The organism is Flexivirga aerilata (assembly GCF_013002715.1).
Taxonomy (GTDB): Bacteria; Actinomycetota; Actinomycetes; order Actinomycetales; family Dermatophilaceae; genus Flexivirga; species Flexivirga aerilata.
The window spans coordinates 370,506-386,135 of sequence record NZ_JABENB010000001.1 but is presented as its reverse complement, the minus strand read 5'-3'; the positions used below and the strand labels follow the sequence as shown (position 1 = coordinate 386,135).

The 15,630-nt window shown below is 70.2% G+C and carries 13 protein-coding genes and 1 tRNA gene; 11 read left to right on the top strand and 3 right to left on the bottom strand.

What is annotated here, in order from left to right:
* From HJ588_RS01835 to HJ588_RS01825, 3 genes are all read left to right on the top strand, one after another.
* Nucleotides 1–702 (top strand): AIM24 family protein, encoded by a 702-nt coding sequence (locus tag HJ588_RS01835; RefSeq protein WP_171151406.1) that lies wholly within the window; start codon nucleotides 1–3, stop codon nucleotides 700–702.
* Between the two features lie 130 nt (nucleotides 703–832).
* Complete coding sequence (locus HJ588_RS01830) at nucleotides 833–2,344, top strand: DUF7059 domain-containing protein (RefSeq protein ID WP_171151404.1); 1,512 nt, start codon at nucleotides 833–835, stop codon at nucleotides 2,342–2,344.
* A 26-nt stretch (nucleotides 2,345–2,370) separates the two neighbouring features.
* Nucleotides 2,371–3,198, top strand: a complete 828-nt coding sequence (locus HJ588_RS01825; protein ID WP_171151402.1) for a ceramidase domain-containing protein — start codon at nucleotides 2,371–2,373, stop codon at nucleotides 3,196–3,198.
* On the opposite strand, the gene HJ588_RS01820 is transcribed toward HJ588_RS01825, so the two are convergent.
* Together HJ588_RS01820 and HJ588_RS01815 are read right to left on the bottom strand one after the other, a co-directional pair.
* A complete protein-coding gene (locus HJ588_RS01820; protein WP_171151401.1) occupies nucleotides 3,151–3,816 on the bottom strand; it encodes a hypothetical protein in 666 nt (221 codons plus the stop codon). The genes HJ588_RS01825 and HJ588_RS01820 overlap by 48 nt on opposite strands.
* Nucleotides 3,817–3,888: 72 nt before the next feature.
* Complete coding sequence (locus tag HJ588_RS01815; protein ID WP_171151399.1) at nucleotides 3,889–4,674, bottom strand: dioxygenase family protein; 786 nt, start codon at nucleotides 4,672–4,674, stop codon at nucleotides 3,889–3,891.
* A gap of 179 nt (nucleotides 4,675–4,853) precedes the next feature.
* Between HJ588_RS01815 and topA the strand changes: the two genes are divergently transcribed.
* A complete protein-coding gene (topA, locus tag HJ588_RS01810) occupies nucleotides 4,854–7,673 on the top strand; it encodes a type I DNA topoisomerase (RefSeq protein ID WP_171151397.1) in 2,820 nt (939 codons plus the stop codon).
* Between the two features lie 161 nt (nucleotides 7,674–7,834).
* Nucleotides 7,835–8,536, top strand: coding sequence for a hypothetical protein (locus HJ588_RS01805; protein ID WP_171151396.1), 702 nt, complete (start codon nucleotides 7,835–7,837; stop codon nucleotides 8,534–8,536).
* A 59-nt stretch (nucleotides 8,537–8,595) separates the two neighbouring features.
* Here the strand turns inward: HJ588_RS01805 and HJ588_RS01800 are convergent, their stop codons facing one another.
* Entirely contained in the window at nucleotides 8,596–9,951 is a 1,356-nt protein-coding gene (locus HJ588_RS01800) for a serine hydrolase domain-containing protein (RefSeq protein ID WP_171151394.1), read from the bottom strand.
* A 155-nt stretch (nucleotides 9,952–10,106) separates the two neighbouring features.
* Here HJ588_RS01800 and HJ588_RS01795 point away from each other — a divergent pair, with 155 nt between their 5' ends.
* The 6 genes from HJ588_RS01795 (at nucleotide 10,107) to HJ588_RS01770 (ending at nucleotide 15,519) form a co-directional block, all read left to right on the top strand.
* Nucleotides 10,107–10,973, top strand: coding sequence for a polysaccharide lyase family protein (locus HJ588_RS01795; RefSeq protein ID WP_171151392.1), 867 nt, complete (start codon nucleotides 10,107–10,109; stop codon nucleotides 10,971–10,973).
* A gap of 47 nt (nucleotides 10,974–11,020) precedes the next feature.
* Nucleotides 11,021–11,611, top strand: coding sequence for a dTMP kinase (tmk, locus tag HJ588_RS01790; RefSeq protein ID WP_171151390.1), 591 nt, complete (start codon nucleotides 11,021–11,023; stop codon nucleotides 11,609–11,611).
* On the top strand, nucleotides 11,608–12,774 hold the full coding sequence (locus HJ588_RS01785) for a DNA polymerase III subunit delta' (protein WP_171151388.1): 1,167 nt from the start codon (nucleotides 11,608–11,610) through the stop codon (nucleotides 12,772–12,774). Before tmk ends, HJ588_RS01785 begins: the two co-directional genes overlap by 4 nt.
* Nucleotides 12,775–12,956: 182 nt before the next feature.
* Entirely contained in the window at nucleotides 12,957–14,546 is a 1,590-nt protein-coding gene (locus HJ588_RS01780) for an alpha/beta hydrolase (protein ID WP_171151386.1), read from the top strand.
* A 43-nt stretch (nucleotides 14,547–14,589) separates the two neighbouring features.
* Complete coding sequence (locus HJ588_RS01775) at nucleotides 14,590–15,345, top strand: ZIP family metal transporter (protein WP_171151383.1); 756 nt, start codon at nucleotides 14,590–14,592, stop codon at nucleotides 15,343–15,345.
* Nucleotides 15,346–15,445: 100 nt separating this feature from the next.
* Nucleotides 15,446–15,519, top strand: a tRNA-Thr gene (locus tag HJ588_RS01770).
* The last annotated feature ends 111 nt before the right edge of the window (nucleotides 15,520–15,630 follow it).

Below are 15,630 nucleotides of genomic sequence, written 5' to 3'. Positions count from 1 at the left end.
ATGCAGAGCACCCTGTTCGATCAGAAGAACCTCGAGGTCCAGACCACCAACCGCTTCGCGTTGCAGAACCCGCAGCTGCTGCGCGTGCACCTCGGCGGCGACGTCCTCGCCACCAAGGGATCGATGGTCGCCTACCAGGGCAGCATCACCTTCAACCACGAGGGCGCGGGCTCCGTCGGCAAGTTCATGAAGAAGGTGCTGACCAGCGAGGACGTGCCGCTGATGCGGGTCGCCGGCGAGGGCGACGTGTTCTTCGCTAGTGAGGCCGGATACGTCTTCCTCATCGACCTGCAGGGTGACGCGATCAGCCTCAACGGTCGCAACCTGCTCGCCTTCGACTCCAACGTCACCTGGGACATCCGGCGCACCGGCGGCGCGGGGATGATGACCGGCGGCCTGTTCAACGTCTTCCTGCGGGGGCAGGGCACCGTCGCGATGCACGCGGTCGGTCAGCCGGTCATCCTCGACTGCTCGCAGCAGCCGACGTATGTCGACGTGCAGGCGTGCGTGGCTTGGTCGGCCAACCTCACCCCGCAGGTGGTCAACAGCATGAACATGAAGTCGCTGCTGCGCGGTGGCTCGGGCGAGGCGTTCCAATATGCCTTCCACGGCCCGGGTTTCGTGGTCGTCCAGCCGAGCGAGTGGACCCCGGTCGCGGGCGGCGGCCAGGGCGGCGGCGGCCTCGGCGGTCTCTTCAACTGACCCGGCCCTGCCCGCCGAGAGGCTCATTTATCACCGACAGGCTCACGTATCCGGCCATTCCATGGCCCGGATAAGTGGGCCTCTCGGGCATAACTGGGCCTTTCGGCGAAGGTGACGCCAAGATGTGCGTATGCCGCCTGACGCCTCGCCCGCCCCGCCGCCGCTGACCGACGACCCGGCTGCGCTGCGCAGGGCGCTGGTCGCGGCGGGATTCACCACCGACGGCATCGCCGAGCTGCTCGGGCCGCTGCCCTCCGCGGCCTTGCACCGTGAGCAGCGTTTGCCCGCGGATCTGGTGACGCGAGAGACGGATTCGCCGATTGCCACTCTGGTGCGGTTGTTCGCACTTGGTCTGCCGGTGACGGTCCGCCAGCTCGACCGCGCACTGGCCGGCTGGGACACTCGCAGGCTCGCGGCCGCGGGCCTGGTGCGGGTCGACGGGTCGCGGGTGACGGCGGCATACGACCTGCGGCCCTATGGCGACGAGCAGCACGAGTGGTGGGTCGCCTCGGACCTGTCGGAGGTGATGACCGGGCAGCCGCTGCCGGTCGACCACGTGCTCGGCATCGGCGGTGCCTCGACGACGCTTGCCTCCTGGACCCCGCGCCGCCGGGTGGGGCGCGCCCTGGACCTCGGCACCGGCTGCGGCGTGCAGTCGCTCCATTTGGCCGGTCACGCCGAGCAGATCGTCGCGACCGACACGTCCGCGCGGGCGCTCGAGATCGCCGGCTGGAACGCGGCGCTCAACGGCGACCGGTGGGACCTGCGCCGCGGCGACCTCTTCGCGCCGGTCGGCGACGAGCGCTTCGAGCTGATCGTCAGCAACCCGCCGTTCGTGATCACGCCGCGAGTTGCGGGGGTGCCGACCTACGAATACCGCGACGGCGGCCGCGTCGGCCACGGGATCGTGCAGACGCTCATCGCTCAGCTGCCCGACCACCTCGCGCCGGGCGGCGTCGCCCAGCTGCTGGCCAACTGGGAGGTGCCGACGGGAGGCGACTGGCGGCAGGTTGTGGGCGACTGGTTCGCCGGCACCGGCCTGGACGCGTGGGTCGTGCAGCGCGATACCCAGGACCCGGCCGAGTATGCCGAGCTCTGGGCCGGCGACGGCGGACACCGAGCAGGCGCAACGGGTTTCGAGGAGATGTATGCCGCGTGGCTCGCCGACTTCAAGAGTCGCGACATCGGCACGATCGGTTTCGGCGTGATCACCGTGCAGCGGCCGGAGACCGCGCGAAAGCCGTGGCTGGACCTGGTCGAGATCACCGGGCCGGTGCAGAGCCCGATGGGGCCGGCCATCGATGCCGGTCTGCGGGCGCGGACCTGGCTGGCGGAGGCCGGTGACGACGGGCTGCTCGATGCCCGACTGCGCGTCGCCGACGACGTCACCGAGGAGCGGCACGGCCGGCCGGGTGCCGACGATCCGAGCGTGATCGTGATCCGGCAGGGCGGCGGCCTGCGACGCGCGTTCCAGGTCGACACGGCGGTGGCGGCCTACGTCTCGGTCGCGGACGGCGAACTCACGGTCCGCCAGGCGCTGGACGCCATCGCGACCCTGCTCGAGGTGTCGCCCGACGCGCTGATCGCGGACGCGCTGCCGGTGCTGCGCGACCTGGTCGCCGACGGGCTGCTGGTGCGCTGACGGCACGGCCCAGGCAGGGGAGCTTGATGCGGGGGCATGGTGACCGGTGGCCGTTCGTCGCGGCTGCCACGACGGCGGTGGTCTCGATCGGTCTGCTCGCCGCTGCCGTCGCGGGCGGCTGGCTCGGCATGGATGTCGGTGCCGGCGGCGGCTTCTGCGAGGCCGCACGTGACGCCCTGGTGCGGCAACCGGCCAACACCTGGAGCAACCTCGGCTTCGTCGTCGCCGGGCTGTTGATCGCCCTGCGCGCCACGTCGGCCGGACGTCCGCCGCGCTGGTTGGCGACCGGATTTGCCTGTCTCGTGGTGCTTCTCGGCCCTGGAAGCGCCGCGATGCACGCGACGCAGACCGCGGCCGGAGGCAGACTCGATGTTTTCAGCATGTTCCTCGTCGCGAGTTTCGCTGCGTCATACGTGGTGCTGCGGGTGGTGCGCGGGGGAGCCATTGTCTTCATCGCGTGCTTCGTCGCCGGGCTGGTGCTGTGCGAGATCGCCGAGCGTGTCCCGGGTGAGGTGCCGCTCTTCATGACCTGGGCCAACGTCGCGTTCGGCGGCTTGCTGCTCGCCGCCGCCGTGGGGGAGGTGGCGCTGCACCGCCGGCCGGGACCGCGCACCGACCTGAGGTGGGGCGTCGCTGCATTGGCAGCGCTGGCAACGGCATTCGCGGTCTGGAGTATGGCGAAGGACGGCGGCCCGCTCTGCCGCCCGCATTCGCTGCTGCAGGGTCACGCCTTCTGGCACCTGATGTGCGCGGTCGCCGCCTGGTGTCTCTACCGGATGTGGGCGAGCCAGCGACGCATGGATGCCTCAGGTCAGCACCATCGGGGTAGCCACGAGCAAAGCGGTCGGCGGTAGCAGCGCGACGGTGGTGAGGAAGCGCGGGAAGCGGCGCCACCCAGCGACGCCCAACGCCACCACGTCGGCGAGCAGCACCAGGACGATGCCACCCAGAAGGACCGCGAGGCTTCGGTCGGGCTCGGCGCAAGCAAGAAAGCAACCGGTCCAGTTGACGCGGACCCAGACGACGAGGAAGCCGATCGGCACTGCCAGGAGCGCCGCCGCGCTGATCGTGGCGGACAAAGCGCAGATGACGCGGGAGACTGGGGCATCACTTCGGTCGGCCCGGTCCGGTCGGACCGCTGCGACGGCGATCGAAGCCGACATCGCGGTCACCGAGCCGCAGAGCACTGCGACGTAGAGAGCGGCCCGTGCCGCGACGCCCAGGGCCGGGCCGACCGCGCCAACGGTCAGCCCGATCATCACGGCCGCGGTCAACCACTCGCGCTGCACCGCCCGGGCCGTCTGCCGACGGAGATCCCGGGCTGCCCAACAGGCCGTGGTCGTCGCGAGTGTGGCGATCGACGGCGGTGCGGCACGGAGGTCATCGGCATACGGCATCGCCTGCTGCCGCACGAGGAAGAAGACGAGCAGACCGGCACTGGCCGCGCAAAGCGCGCGGGACAACGAGGACATGACCACGACGATGGCGCCGTGGCCGTCACGGCGGATCGGCGCAACTACCCCGCTGCCGCTGAGTATTTCCCCTCAGGCGGCGTCGAGCTGCCAGCTGCGCTTGGACAGGCCGTGCCAGAAGCCGTCGATCGCGGTGTGCGAGCGCGTGCCGTCGCTCGCGGCCGCGCCGAGTGCGACATACAGCGGCGCCCAGTGCTCGGTGCGCGGGTGCGCCAGCTGCGCCGCCGGGGCGGTGCTGCCGAAGTCGAGCAGCGCGTCGAGGTCGCCCCGCTCCATCGTCTCGGCGGCCCAGTGGTCGAACTCGGTCATCGCCGACGACGGGGCAGCCGCCGGGTCGGGCTGCATCATCGACAGGTTGTGGGTGGTGAAGCCCGAGCCGACGATGAGCGTGCCGTCCTCCCGCAGCGGCGCGAGCTTGCGGCCCAGCTCGTACAGCTCGGTCGGCTCCAGCGTCGGCATCGACAGTTGCAGCACGGGGATGTCGGCGTCCGGGTACATCTCGACCAGCGGCACGTAGGCGCCGTGGTCCAGGCCGCGATCCTCCGCGCGCAGCACCGACCGTCCGGGGGAAGCGAGCAGGGTGGACACGTCGCCGGCGAGGCCGGGCGCGGCCGGCGCGTCATACCGCACGTCGTAGTACTTGCTCGGGAAGCCCCAGAAGTCGTAGACGAGCGGTGCGCCGGTCGTCGAGCTCACCGCGATCGGCGCCGACTCCGAGTGAGCTGAGATCATGAGAATGCGCTCTGGCCGCGGGATCTGCGCGCTCCAGCGCGACAGCTGCGCGGTCCACTCGGCGTCGTCCGCGAGCGGCGGCGCGCCGTGGCTGAGGAAGAGGACGGGCAGCTGGTCGGCAGTCATGTCTCCATCATCCGGCAACCTCATCCGACAAACAAGTTAAATATTCAACTACTTCATTCCGTATGACGAAACCGACCTCCGGGACGGAGACCGCAGCCCGGCTGCTTAGACTGCACGCCGTTCGCACGTATCGGCAGCGACGAATCCGCTGCACGTCGGACAGGAAGTGAGAAAAACCCATGGCGCGCAAACTTGTCATCGTCGAGTCGCCCAACAAGGTCAAGAACATCGCCGGCTATCTCGGCGACGACTACGTGGTCGACGCGAGCGTCGGCCACATCCGTGACCTGCCCAACCCCTCCGAGCTGCCGGCGGACATGAAGAAGGGTCCGTACGGCAAGTTCGCGATCAACGTCGACGACGGCTTCGACGCCTACTACGTCGTCGCGCCGGACAAGAAGAAGAAGGTCGCCGAGCTCAAGCGGCTGCTCAAGGACAGCGACGAGCTCTACCTGGCCACCGATGAGGACCGCGAGGGCGAAGCCATCGCGTGGCACCTGCTCGAGGTGCTGAAGCCCAAGGTGCCGGTCAAGCGCATGGTCTTCCACGAGATCACCAAGGAAGCGATCCAACGCGCGGTCAACAACACCCGCGACCTCGACCAGCAGATGGTCGACGCGCAGGAGACCCGGCGGGTGCTCGACCGGCTCTACGGCTACGAGGTCAGCCCGGTGCTGTGGCGCAAGGTGCGCCGTGGCCTGTCGGCCGGCCGCGTGCAGTCGGTGACCACGCGCATGGTGGTCGAGCGGGAGCGGGAGCGTATGGCGTTCCGCACCGCCTCCTACTGGGACGTCGAGGGTGAGTTCGCACCGCAGGGCAGTGCCGGTGAGGCGTTCACCGCCAAGCTCTCCGCGCTCGACGCGCGACGCGTCGCCACCGGGCGTGACTTCGATGACCGCGGAAACCTCAAGAGCGACAACGTTTTTCACCTGAACGAGCAGCAGGCGACCTCGGTCGCGACGTCGGTCGCTGCTGGGGCCGCCACGGTCAGCTCCGTGCAGGAGAAGCCTTACACCCGCCGGCCGAGCGCGCCGTTCACCACGAGCACGCTGCAGCAGGAGGCCGGCCGCAAGCTGCGGATGAGCAGCAAGGCCGCGATGGGAGTCGCGCAGCGGCTCTACGAGAACGGCTACATCACCTACATGCGCACCGACTCGATCACGCTGTCGGAGTCGGCGATCAACGCCGCGCGCACCCAGGCCCGTGACCTGTATGGCGCCGACTACGTCCCCGACCAGCCGCGCCGCTACCAGGGCAAGGTGAAAAACGCCCAGGAGGCGCACGAGGCGATCCGTCCCGCGGGTGACTCCTTCCGCACCCCGGCGCAGGTCGCCGGGCAGCTGCGCGGCGACGAGTTCGCCCTCTACGAGCTGATCTGGAAGCGCACGGTCGCCTCGCAGATGGCCGACGCACGCGGAAGCACCGCGACCGTGAAACTTGCTGTCCCCGTTGCTGATTCGGGTGTCGCGCAGTCGGCGGAGTTCACCGCCAGTGGCACCGTGATCACCTTCCGCGGGTTCCTCGCGGCATACGAAGAAGGCCGCGACGTCGAGCGCAACGCGAGCAACGACGATGCCGAGCGCCGGCTGCCCAAGCTCAGCGAGGGTGCGCCCGCCGACGTGCTGCGGGCCGAGGCTGACGGTCACCAGACCAGCCCGCCGCCGCGCTACACCGAGGCGACGCTGGTCAAGGCCATGGAGGAGATGGGCATCGGCCGCCCGTCGACCTACGCGGCGACCGTCGGCACCATCCAGGACCGCGGCTACGTCGGCAAGCGCGGCAACGCCCTCGTGCCGACCTGGACCGCGTTCGCGGTGACCCGGCTGCTGGAGGAGCACTTCCCGTCGCTGGTCGACTACGACTTCACCGCCTCCATGGAGGAGGGGCTGGACCGCATCGCCCGCGGCGACGAGGGACGGGTCGCGTGGCTGACCCGCTTCTACTTCGGCGATGAGGACAGCAAGGGCCGCGTCGGCCTGCCCGACGTCGGGCCGACCGCCGCCGAGGGCCTGCAGGAGATGGTCGAGCACCTGCCCGACATCGACGCCCGGGCGATCTCGACGATCGACATCGGCGACGGCATCGTCGTGCGGGTCGGCCGTTACGGTCCGTATGTCGAGGAGGTCGTGCCGGCCGGGGTCGACGCCGCGACCGGCGAGGTCACCGCCGACGAGGCGCCGAAGGACCCGCGACGCGCCACGATCACCGACGACATCGCGCCCGACGAGATGACACCGGCGAAGGCCCGCGAGTTGCTCGAGGCGGCCGACGACGACGGCCGGGTGCTCGGCCAGGACCCGGCGACCGGTCACGACATCATCGCCAAGGCGGGCCGCTACGGGCCCTATGTCACCGAGGTGCTGCCCGAGCCCCCGGCACCGGCGGACGGCGAGAAGCCCAAGCGCACCAAGAAGAACGCCGGGCCGAAGCCGCGCACCGCCAGTCTCTTCAAGGACATGGACCTGGCGACGATCGACATCGACACCGCGCTGAAGCTGCTCAGCCTGCCTCGCGTGGTCGGCACCGTCACCGAGGGCGAGGGCGACGAGGCCAAGACCGTCGACATCACCGCGCAGAACGGCCGCTACGGGCCCTACCTGAAGAAGGGCACCGACTCCCGCTCGCTGACCTCCGAGCAGCAACTCTTCGACATCACCCTCGAGGAGGCGCTGAAGATCTACGCCGAGCCCAAGCGCCGCGGCCGGGCAGCGCAGCCGCCGCTGAAGGAGCTCGGCAACGACCCGGTGTCGGAGAAGCCGGTGGTGGTCAAGGACGGCCGGTTCGGCCCCTACGTCACCGACGGTGAGACCAACGCGACGCTGCGCCGCGGCGACGACCCGGCGTCGATCACCCCGGAGCGTGGCTTCGAGTTGCTCGCCGAGAAGCGCGCGAAGGGCCCGACGACGCGCAAGCGGACGGCGAAGAAGACGACCAAGAAAGCCGCCAAGAAGACGGCGAAGAAGGCCCCGGCGAAGAAGAGCGCGGCCAAGAAGAGCTGAGTGCACCACCGACCGACGGCCCCACCGGTTTGACCGGCGGGGCCGTTGCCGGTTGGATGCGGACCACCACGGAGAGCGGTTTTGCGGGGATGGGAACCGACTCTCCGCCTGCGCCGTCACACGCAGGCACATTCCCTGAGGCACTTTCTGGAGGAGAAGTCATGTCTCGCACCACCGTTCGTCGCGGCGCTGCCGCCGCTCTGGCCGTCGCCGGAGCTTTCACCCTGGCCGCCTGCAACAACTCGGACTCCGCGAGCGTGACCACGCCGTCGGCAACGAGCAGCGCTGCCCCGAGCACCACCACCGAGACCACGCCGTCGACCACGGAGTCGAGTCAGGCTCCGTCGACCAGCGAGACCACCGAGAGCTCGCCGGCGACGAGCGACACCTCGTCGGCGGCCTCGGGCGGCGCGAGCACGCCGGTCTCCGGGCCCACCGAGGTGAGTGACCCCGACGGCAAGTTCAAGATCGGTCAGCCGGCCGTGATCAAGGACGACGACGACACGTTCCGGCTGACGCCGACGGCGCTCGAGGTCGCGCCCGACTCGGCATACAACGAGACCCGCCGCAAGAAGACCGACGGCACCCTCTACTACCTGAAGTTCGACATCACCGCGATCAAGACGAACGCGACGTTCTTCGGCACCAACTCGGTCAACGGCCTGTTCTTCCACCCGGCCGTGCCGGACACGGTGAAGAACGCCAAGCGTCTCTACGGCGACACCGACGCGTGCAAGAGCGAGTCCAAGGAGCTGAAGGCCGGCGAGTCGGGCAGCAGCTGCTACATCTACCAGATCCCGGGCGCACCGATCACCAGCGTCACCTACAACGACTACGACCACAACATCGTCTGGACCAAGTGACGTCCTGACGTATGACGAAGACCCCGGCACCGGACGGTGCCGGGGTCTTCGCTGCTCGGTCAGGGGGTGGGCTCGCCGAACGACAGCGGCTCACGGGTGAATCTGTAAGTGGCCCAGTTCAATTGCCGGATCGACCCATCCTCCCGACGCCGTATGACGAGACGTTCGCCCCGCTCCCGGCCGCTCACGGTGCGGTAGGTGTCGTCGCCCTCACGCTCGAAGACCGACGGCGGCTGGATTGTGCTGACCTGGGCGAGCCGCGCGGTCAGCTTGCCGTCGGCGATCGCGAAGGTGAACTCCGTGCCCTCGGAAAACCATTGCCCGACAAGCGGTTTCAGCTCATCCGGCGCATGGGTGCCCGGCTGCCACGGCTCGACCGGCGCCGGGTCGTGCACCAGCAGGTGGTCGCCCAGCGTGACGGCGATGCCGGCCGGGTCGTTGGCGCCGCTGTTGTTCATCAGCACGGCGCCGGTCGTGCCCGACTCCGGCTCCGAGAAGAACCCGGTGATGCCTCCGGGCAGCCCACCCGTGTGCCCGAACCAGATGTGGTCGTCCCGTCGCACCAGCTGAAAACCCAAGCCCCAGGCCTGATTCCAGCCCGGGTCCACCACGATCTGCGGTTGGCGCATCTCCTCCGCGGTGTCCGGGGAGAGGATCGACTCGTCGGGGTCCAGCAGGAAGCCGTGCCAGGTGACCATGTCGGCCAGGGTGCTGCAGATCGAGCCGGCCGACGCGACGGCGCCCTTGTCGAGGGTTGGTTCGTTCACCGGCACGTCGGTGAACGGCGGGAGGTAGTAGAGCCCGGCATACGGAGCGGTGAGTTGCAGTGTGGTGCGGCGCAATTCGAGCGGCTGGAGCAGGCGGCGACGCAGTGAGTCGGCCCAGTCGCCGCCGTCGAGCCGGGCGATGATCTCGCCGAGCAGGCCGTAACAGAGATTGCTGTAGTGCCAGCGGTTGTGCGGGCGCAGGATGCGCTCGGCGGCGTTCCAGCCCTCGATCAGCCCGTCACGGTCGGGGAACTCCAGGGTGTCCCAGACGTCGCCGATCGGCTCGCGCTGCATGCCGCTGGTGTGCGAGAGGAGTTCGCGGACGGTCACGTGCGGGTGGGTGGTGCCGGGCACCAGCTGGTCGACGGTGTCGTCGAGGGTCAGCTTGCCCTCGTCGCGCAACTGCATGGTGAGGACCGCGGTGAACGTCTTGGTGTTGGAGGCGACCAGAAACTGGGTGTTCGCGTCGAGTGGCACCGACGGGTCGTCGAGGTCGGCCCGGCCGACGCCCTCGGACCAGAGGAGCGAGCCGTGTCGCCCCACGCCGGCGACCAGTGCCGGTGTGCGGCTGTCGCGCTGGGCGGTGCGCGCGATGCGGGAGAGCGATCGGGTGGTCTGTTCGGTCGGTGCCGACGGCTCGGAGGTCATAGCAGTAAACCTAATCCGCTGCTGCCGAAGCCGATGCGTTGCGTCATACGTCACATCCGTCACCCGCGCGTCATGTTGAGGTCGCCTGGCGGACGTGTCGGTGCGTGACGATCGCTGGAATCGGCCCATCGCCCAGGTCTCGAGGGAGGTGCGACATGGCGCTGGCACCGCACGGACCGGCCGTGCACGACGTCGACGAACCGCGGCCGCTGCGAGCGGTCGGCGACGTCGGCAGCGTCCGGCTGACCTGGCGCGAGGTGCCCGGGGCGAGCGGCTACCGGGTGCACGGGGTCGCCACGCCGCGGACGGGCTCGTGGGAGCCGGACGAGCGCAACCTGCTCGCCACCCATGCCGAACCCCGCTTCGTGCACGACGGTCTCGGCCCGCTCGCGGTCAACTGGTCGTATGCCGTGGTGCCGGTCCTCGACCACCCGGTCCCTCCGCTCGGCGCGGTCACGGTGTCGACCAGGACCTCGGTCACGGTGACGGGCGAGCCGGTCGCGACGGTCGGCTCGTTCGACGGCAGCGGCCTCGAACTTGCCCTGGCCCCAACAGGTTTCGTGCACTACCGATCGACCTTCCCGCGCGACGTCGACTTCCGCTACGGCTACGACCGCGCCGACGTCACCTGGAGCTACCTGCAGCCGGGCCCCGACGATGCCTGGGCCGGGCGGCGGGGGCACCGCTTCCGGTTGCGCTTCGACCTCGACCGGCTGCCCGCCGCTGACCTCGACTTCGCGCTCTGGCTGGTCGACCGCCACGCGACGCGAGCCGGCTCGGCGACGCTCGTGCTCAACGGCGACACCGAGCAGACGATCTTCTTCGACGACCCGGTGGCGCGCGACCGGCCGCCGGCGTCCGACGCGTCGGCCGCGGTCCCGGGGCTCGGCGGCGGCCCGGCATACATCGAGCGGACGGTCGACCGCCGCTGCCTGCAGGTCGGCGAGAACACCATCGACGTCGTCAAGGACCACGGGTCGTGGATCGCGTATGACGCGGTCGGGGTCTTCGCCCGGCGTTGAGCCGCGGCGCGCGACCGGCTGTCCGCGCATTCGCCTAGGCTGACCGGGTGTTCATAGCGTTCGAGGGCGGCGACGGCGCGGGCAAGACGACCCAGATCCAGTTGCTGCGTGACCGGCTGGTCGCCGCCGGCCGGGAGGTCGTGGTGACCCGCGAGCCCGGCGGCACGGCCCTCGGGCAGGAGATCCGCAACGTCCTGCTGCACGGCGACCACGTCGCCCCGCGCGCCGAGGCCCTGCTCTTCGCCGCCGATCGCGCCCATCACGTCGCGACGGTGGTGCGGCCGGCGCTGGAGCGCGGTGCGATCGTGCTGCAGGACCGCTACATGGACTCCTCGATCGCCTACCAAGGGGCCGGCCGGGAGCTCGATCCTGCTGAGGTCAAACGGCTTTCGCTGTGGGCGACCGAAGACCTGCTGCCCGACCTGACCGTGCTGCTCGATGTCACCCCCGAGGTCGGGCGCGCTCGTCGCGGCGAGGTGCACGACCGGCTCGAGCGCGAGGCCGACGACTTCCACACCCGGGTCCGCGAGCACTACCTCGCGCTCGCGGCGACCGACCCCGGGCGCTACCTGGTGGTCGACGCCGCCCTGCCGGCCGAGCAGATCGCCGCGCTCGTCGCGCAGGAGGTGCAGTCGTGACCACGGACACCGCCCCCGGAGGCGTATGGCGGGACGTCGTCGGCCAGGACGACGCCGTCGCCGCCCTGACCTCCGCCGTCGCGGACCCGGCCCGCATGACCCACGCCTGGCTGCTCACCGGGCCGCCCGGCTCCGGACGCTCCATGGCGGCAAGGTCTTTCGCTGCCGCACTGGAGTGCCCGCACGGCGGCTGCGGCGAGTGCCACGAGTGCCACACCGTGCTCGACGGCAGCCACGCCGACGTGACCGTGATGGCGACCGAGGGGCTGTCGATCCAGGTCAAGGACGCCCGCGCCCTCGCCGAGCTGGCGCAGAGCCGGCCCGCGGTCGGCCCGTGGCGGGTGATCATCATCGAGGACGCCGATCGCCTCACCGAGCGGGCGGCCGACGCGCTGCTCAAGGCGCTCGAGGAGCCGGTGCCGCGCACGGTCTGGCTGCTCTGCGCGCCGTCCCTGGAGGACGTGATCGTCACCATCCGGTCGCGTTCGCGGCACGTGCGGCTGCGCACGCCGTCGGTCGAGGCGGTCGCGGCGCTGCTCGTCCGGCGCGACGGCATCGAGGAGCGGCTTGCGTCGTACGCGGCGAGGGCGGCGCAGTCACACGTGGGGCTGGCCCGCCGCCTGGCGACCGACGACGCCGCCCGGCAACGCCGACGCAGCACGGTGCTGCTCGCCGGCCGCATCCACACCTTGGGCGACGCGATGTCCGCGGCGGCCGAGCTCGCGTCGATCGCGGGGGAGGAGTCGTCGGCGTCCAGCGCCGAGCGGGACGCCGCCGAGAAGGTCAAGCTCATGGAGCAGTTGGGCGCCGACCCGGCCGCGCGCACCCAGCCGCCGCACGTGCGCTCGCAGCTTGCGGCGCTGGAGAAGGAGCAGAAAACCCGGGCCACCCGCTTCGGCCGCGACGTGATCGACCGGTCGTTGGTCGACCTGCTGTCGTTCTACCGGGACGCGCTGGTGGTGCGGGCCGGCAACACCGTGCCGCTGATCAACGCCGACCTCGCGACCGAGGTCGAGCAGCTGGCGCGGGCCCGCAGCAGCGAGCAACTGCTGACCGCGATGGACACCATCGGCACCGCGCGCGAACGCATCGAGGCCAACGTGCCGCCGTTGCTCGCGCTCGAGGCCATGGCGATCGGCCTGCGCGCTCCGGCCGCGTCGTAGTCGCGCCGCCCCGTCATACGCCTCGGCCGTCGCTCGTCCGCTTGCGGTCGACTTGTCACGCTTTCGGCGACTTGTCACGTCCGCACCCGACTTGTCACGTGCTCTAGCACGTGACAAGTCCACCTTTTGCGGTACAAGTTGCCCTGCGTCACCGACCCCGTCGTATGACGTAGCGTGCAGCCATGCGACGACTGGCCACGACCGGTGCGGCGGCGGCCGCTGCAATCGCGCTCACCCTGGCGGGGTGCAGCAGCGGCTCGGGTGACGGAGCCGGCGGCGCGGGCAGCAACTCGGCCGGCGGTTCGGCATCCGCATCGTCCGGCGGGGCGGCCGCTGCGTCGTCGGCCGGAGCATCCGCAGCTGGTGCGCCGGCGTCCCTGGCGAAGTTCTACGGGCAGAAGCTCGACTGGAAGGACTGCGGGCCGGTCGAGTGCGCGAAACTGACTGTCCCCGTTGATTATTCGAAGCCCGACGGCGCGACGATCCAGCTCGCGGTCGACCGGGTCAAGGCGACGGGGAAACGCAAGGGCGCGCTCGTGGTCAACCCCGGCGGGCCCGGGGCCTCGGGCTACGACTACGCGGCCTACACCGCTGAGGGGTTTGTCGTCAGCAAGAAGGTCGCCTCGGCATACGACGTGGTGGGTTTCGATCCGCGCGGGGTGCAGCGCTCGGCGCCGATCACCTGCGTCGACGACAAGGCCCTCGACGGCTTCATCGGGTCCGACCCGACGCCCGACACGGCCGCCGAGGAGCAGCAGGCCGCGACGTCCAACCGTGACTTCGGCACGGCGTGCCAGACCAAGGGGGGTCCGCTCGTCGGGCACGTGTCGACGGTCGAGGTGGCCAAGGACGTCGACGTGCTGCGCGCCGCGCTGGGGGAGGACAAGCTCAACTACCTCGGCAAGTCCTACGGCACGTTCATCGGTTCGACCTACGCCGGCCTGTTCCCGCAGCGGGTCGGCCGCTTCGTGCTCGACGGTGTCGTGCCGCCGGACATCACCAGCACCGAGATGAACCTCGGCCAGGCCAAGGGTTTCGAGCAGGCGACGCAGTCCTACGTGCGTGACTGCGTGGCGCAGGGCGGCTGCCCGCTCGGCGACAGCGTCGACTCTGGTATGGCGCGAATCCGTAAGTTCCTCAAGGATATTGACGCCAAGCCACTGCCGGTCAGCGGCAACGGCGATGTCAAGGGGCTCACCGAGGGCTGGGCGACGATCGGCATCGCGCAGGCGATGTACGAGAAGAGCTACTGGCCCGACCTCACCGACGCGTTGAAGGCGGCATTCGGGGGCGACGGCAACAAGCTGATGAAGCTCGCGAACAGTTACGCCGAGCGCAATGCGAACGGCAGCTACTCCGGCAACATCATGCAGGCGATCAATGCCGTCAACTGTCTCGACCGGTCCGCGCCGTCCGACCTCGGCGCCTACCGGGCCGACGCGAAGTCGTTCGCGCAGCAGGCGCCGACGTGGGGTCCGATGCTCGCGTGGGGTTCGCTGGTGTGCGGGGAGTGGCCGATCAAGGCGACCGGCAAGCCGGGGCGGATCACCGCGGCCGGGTCCGGCCCGATCCTGGTGGTCGGCACCACGCGGGACCCGGCAACGCCATACGAATGGTCGAAGCGACTGGCCGACCAGCTGCAGAACGGCCACCTGCTGACGTATGACGGCGACGGCCACACCGCCTACCTGATGGGGTCGGGCTGCGTCGACGACTCGGTCGACGGTTACCTGCTGGACGGCACGGTGCCGGCGGCGGGCAAGGCCTGCTGAGCCGCTCACGTTCTTTTCTGCAGCGGCGGTATCTTCACCTGACATGGCGAATGTTGCGAATGCGGCCCTGCTGACGGCGTTCCCCGTCGGCGCCGCCGCGCTCGGTGCGGTGATTGCGGCCGTCCGGCGACCGAGCGGCGTCGTCATGAGCGCGGTCCAACACTTCGCGGCCGGCGTGGTCCTCGCGGCCGTGGTGGGTGAGATCCTGCCCGACCTGGACAAGGAAGCGCAGTGGTCGTGGGCGGTGGCGGGCTTCACGCTCGGCGTGGTGGTGGTGCTCGCGCTGGCCGCCTGGGGTCGCAGGTTGGATGCCCGAGGCAAGGCCGGCGAAGCCAGTGACCCCGCCAGGGCGGCGCGGTCGGCGTTGCCCATCGGGCTCATGGTCACGGTCGCCATCGACCTGCTCATCGACGGAGCTCTCGTCGGGCTTGCCGCGACGCTGAGCTCGACCCAGGCGATGATCCTCGTCGGCGCGCTCACGCTCGAAGTGCTCTTCCTCGCGCTGTCTGTGCAGGGCGAACTCGTCCAGGCCGGGATGACCCGGTGGCGGGCCGCCGGCGCAAGTGGCGGCCTCGGCCTGCTCACCGCGGTCGGTGCGTTGACGGCCGCGGTCGCCCTCGGCGACGCCGGACCGAAACCCATTGCGGCGACCCTCGGCTTCGGGGCTGCGGCGCTGGTCTACCTGGCCGTCGAGGAACTCCTGGTCGAGGCCCACGAGGAGTCCGAAACGACGGTCCTGACCGCGGCGTTCTTCCTGGGCCTGATCACCGTCTACGGCCTCACGATCGTCGGGGGCTGAGGCGCTCCGCCCTCGCGGCGACCACCGCAGTCGCTCGATTCGGCGGGACGGCGTTGGGCTGCGTATACTCGTCGCGGCCCACGGCACGCCCGCGGGCCAGGCCGCCTTAGCTCAGTCGGCTAGAGCGATTCACTCGTAATGAATAGGTCGTCGGTTCGATTCCGACAGGCGGCTCAGCCGAAACGTCCCGGATCAACGATCCGGGACGTTTCGCGTGTCCCACCGTGTCGCCGACCAGGCGTGATCAGCAGGGGCCGGTCTGCGTACAGCGGTTGCTGCGGCGAC

Bases quoted from the DNA above. Each gene is read 5' to 3' on its own strand.
- HJ588_RS01805 (WP_171151396.1), top strand. From the start codon at position 7,835: ATGTCTCGCACCACCGTTCGTCGCGGCGCTGCCGCCGCTCTGGCCGTC.
- HJ588_RS01825 (WP_171151402.1), top strand. From the start codon at position 2,371: ATGCGGGGGCATGGTGACCGGTGGCCGTTCGTCGCGGCTGCCACGACG.
- HJ588_RS01800 (WP_171151394.1), bottom strand. From the start codon at position 9,951: ATGACCTCCGAGCCGTCGGCACCGACCGAACAGACCACCCGATCGCTC.
- HJ588_RS01780 (WP_171151386.1), top strand. From the start codon at position 12,957: ATGCGACGACTGGCCACGACCGGTGCGGCGGCGGCCGCTGCAATCGCG.
- HJ588_RS01815 (WP_171151399.1), bottom strand. From the start codon at position 4,674: ATGACTGCCGACCAGCTGCCCGTCCTCTTCCTCAGCCACGGCGCGCCG.
- topA (WP_171151397.1), top strand. From the start codon at position 4,854: ATGGCGCGCAAACTTGTCATCGTCGAGTCGCCCAACAAGGTCAAGAAC.
- HJ588_RS01835 (WP_171151406.1), top strand. From the start codon at position 1: ATGCAGAGCACCCTGTTCGATCAGAAGAACCTCGAGGTCCAGACCACC.
- HJ588_RS01820 (WP_171151401.1), bottom strand. From the start codon at position 3,816: ATGTCCTCGTTGTCCCGCGCGCTTTGCGCGGCCAGTGCCGGTCTGCTC.
- HJ588_RS01795 (WP_171151392.1), top strand. From the start codon at position 10,107: ATGGCGCTGGCACCGCACGGACCGGCCGTGCACGACGTCGACGAACCG.
- HJ588_RS01775 (WP_171151383.1), top strand. From the start codon at position 14,590: ATGGCGAATGTTGCGAATGCGGCCCTGCTGACGGCGTTCCCCGTCGGC.
- HJ588_RS01830 (WP_171151404.1), top strand. From the start codon at position 833: ATGCCGCCTGACGCCTCGCCCGCCCCGCCGCCGCTGACCGACGACCCG.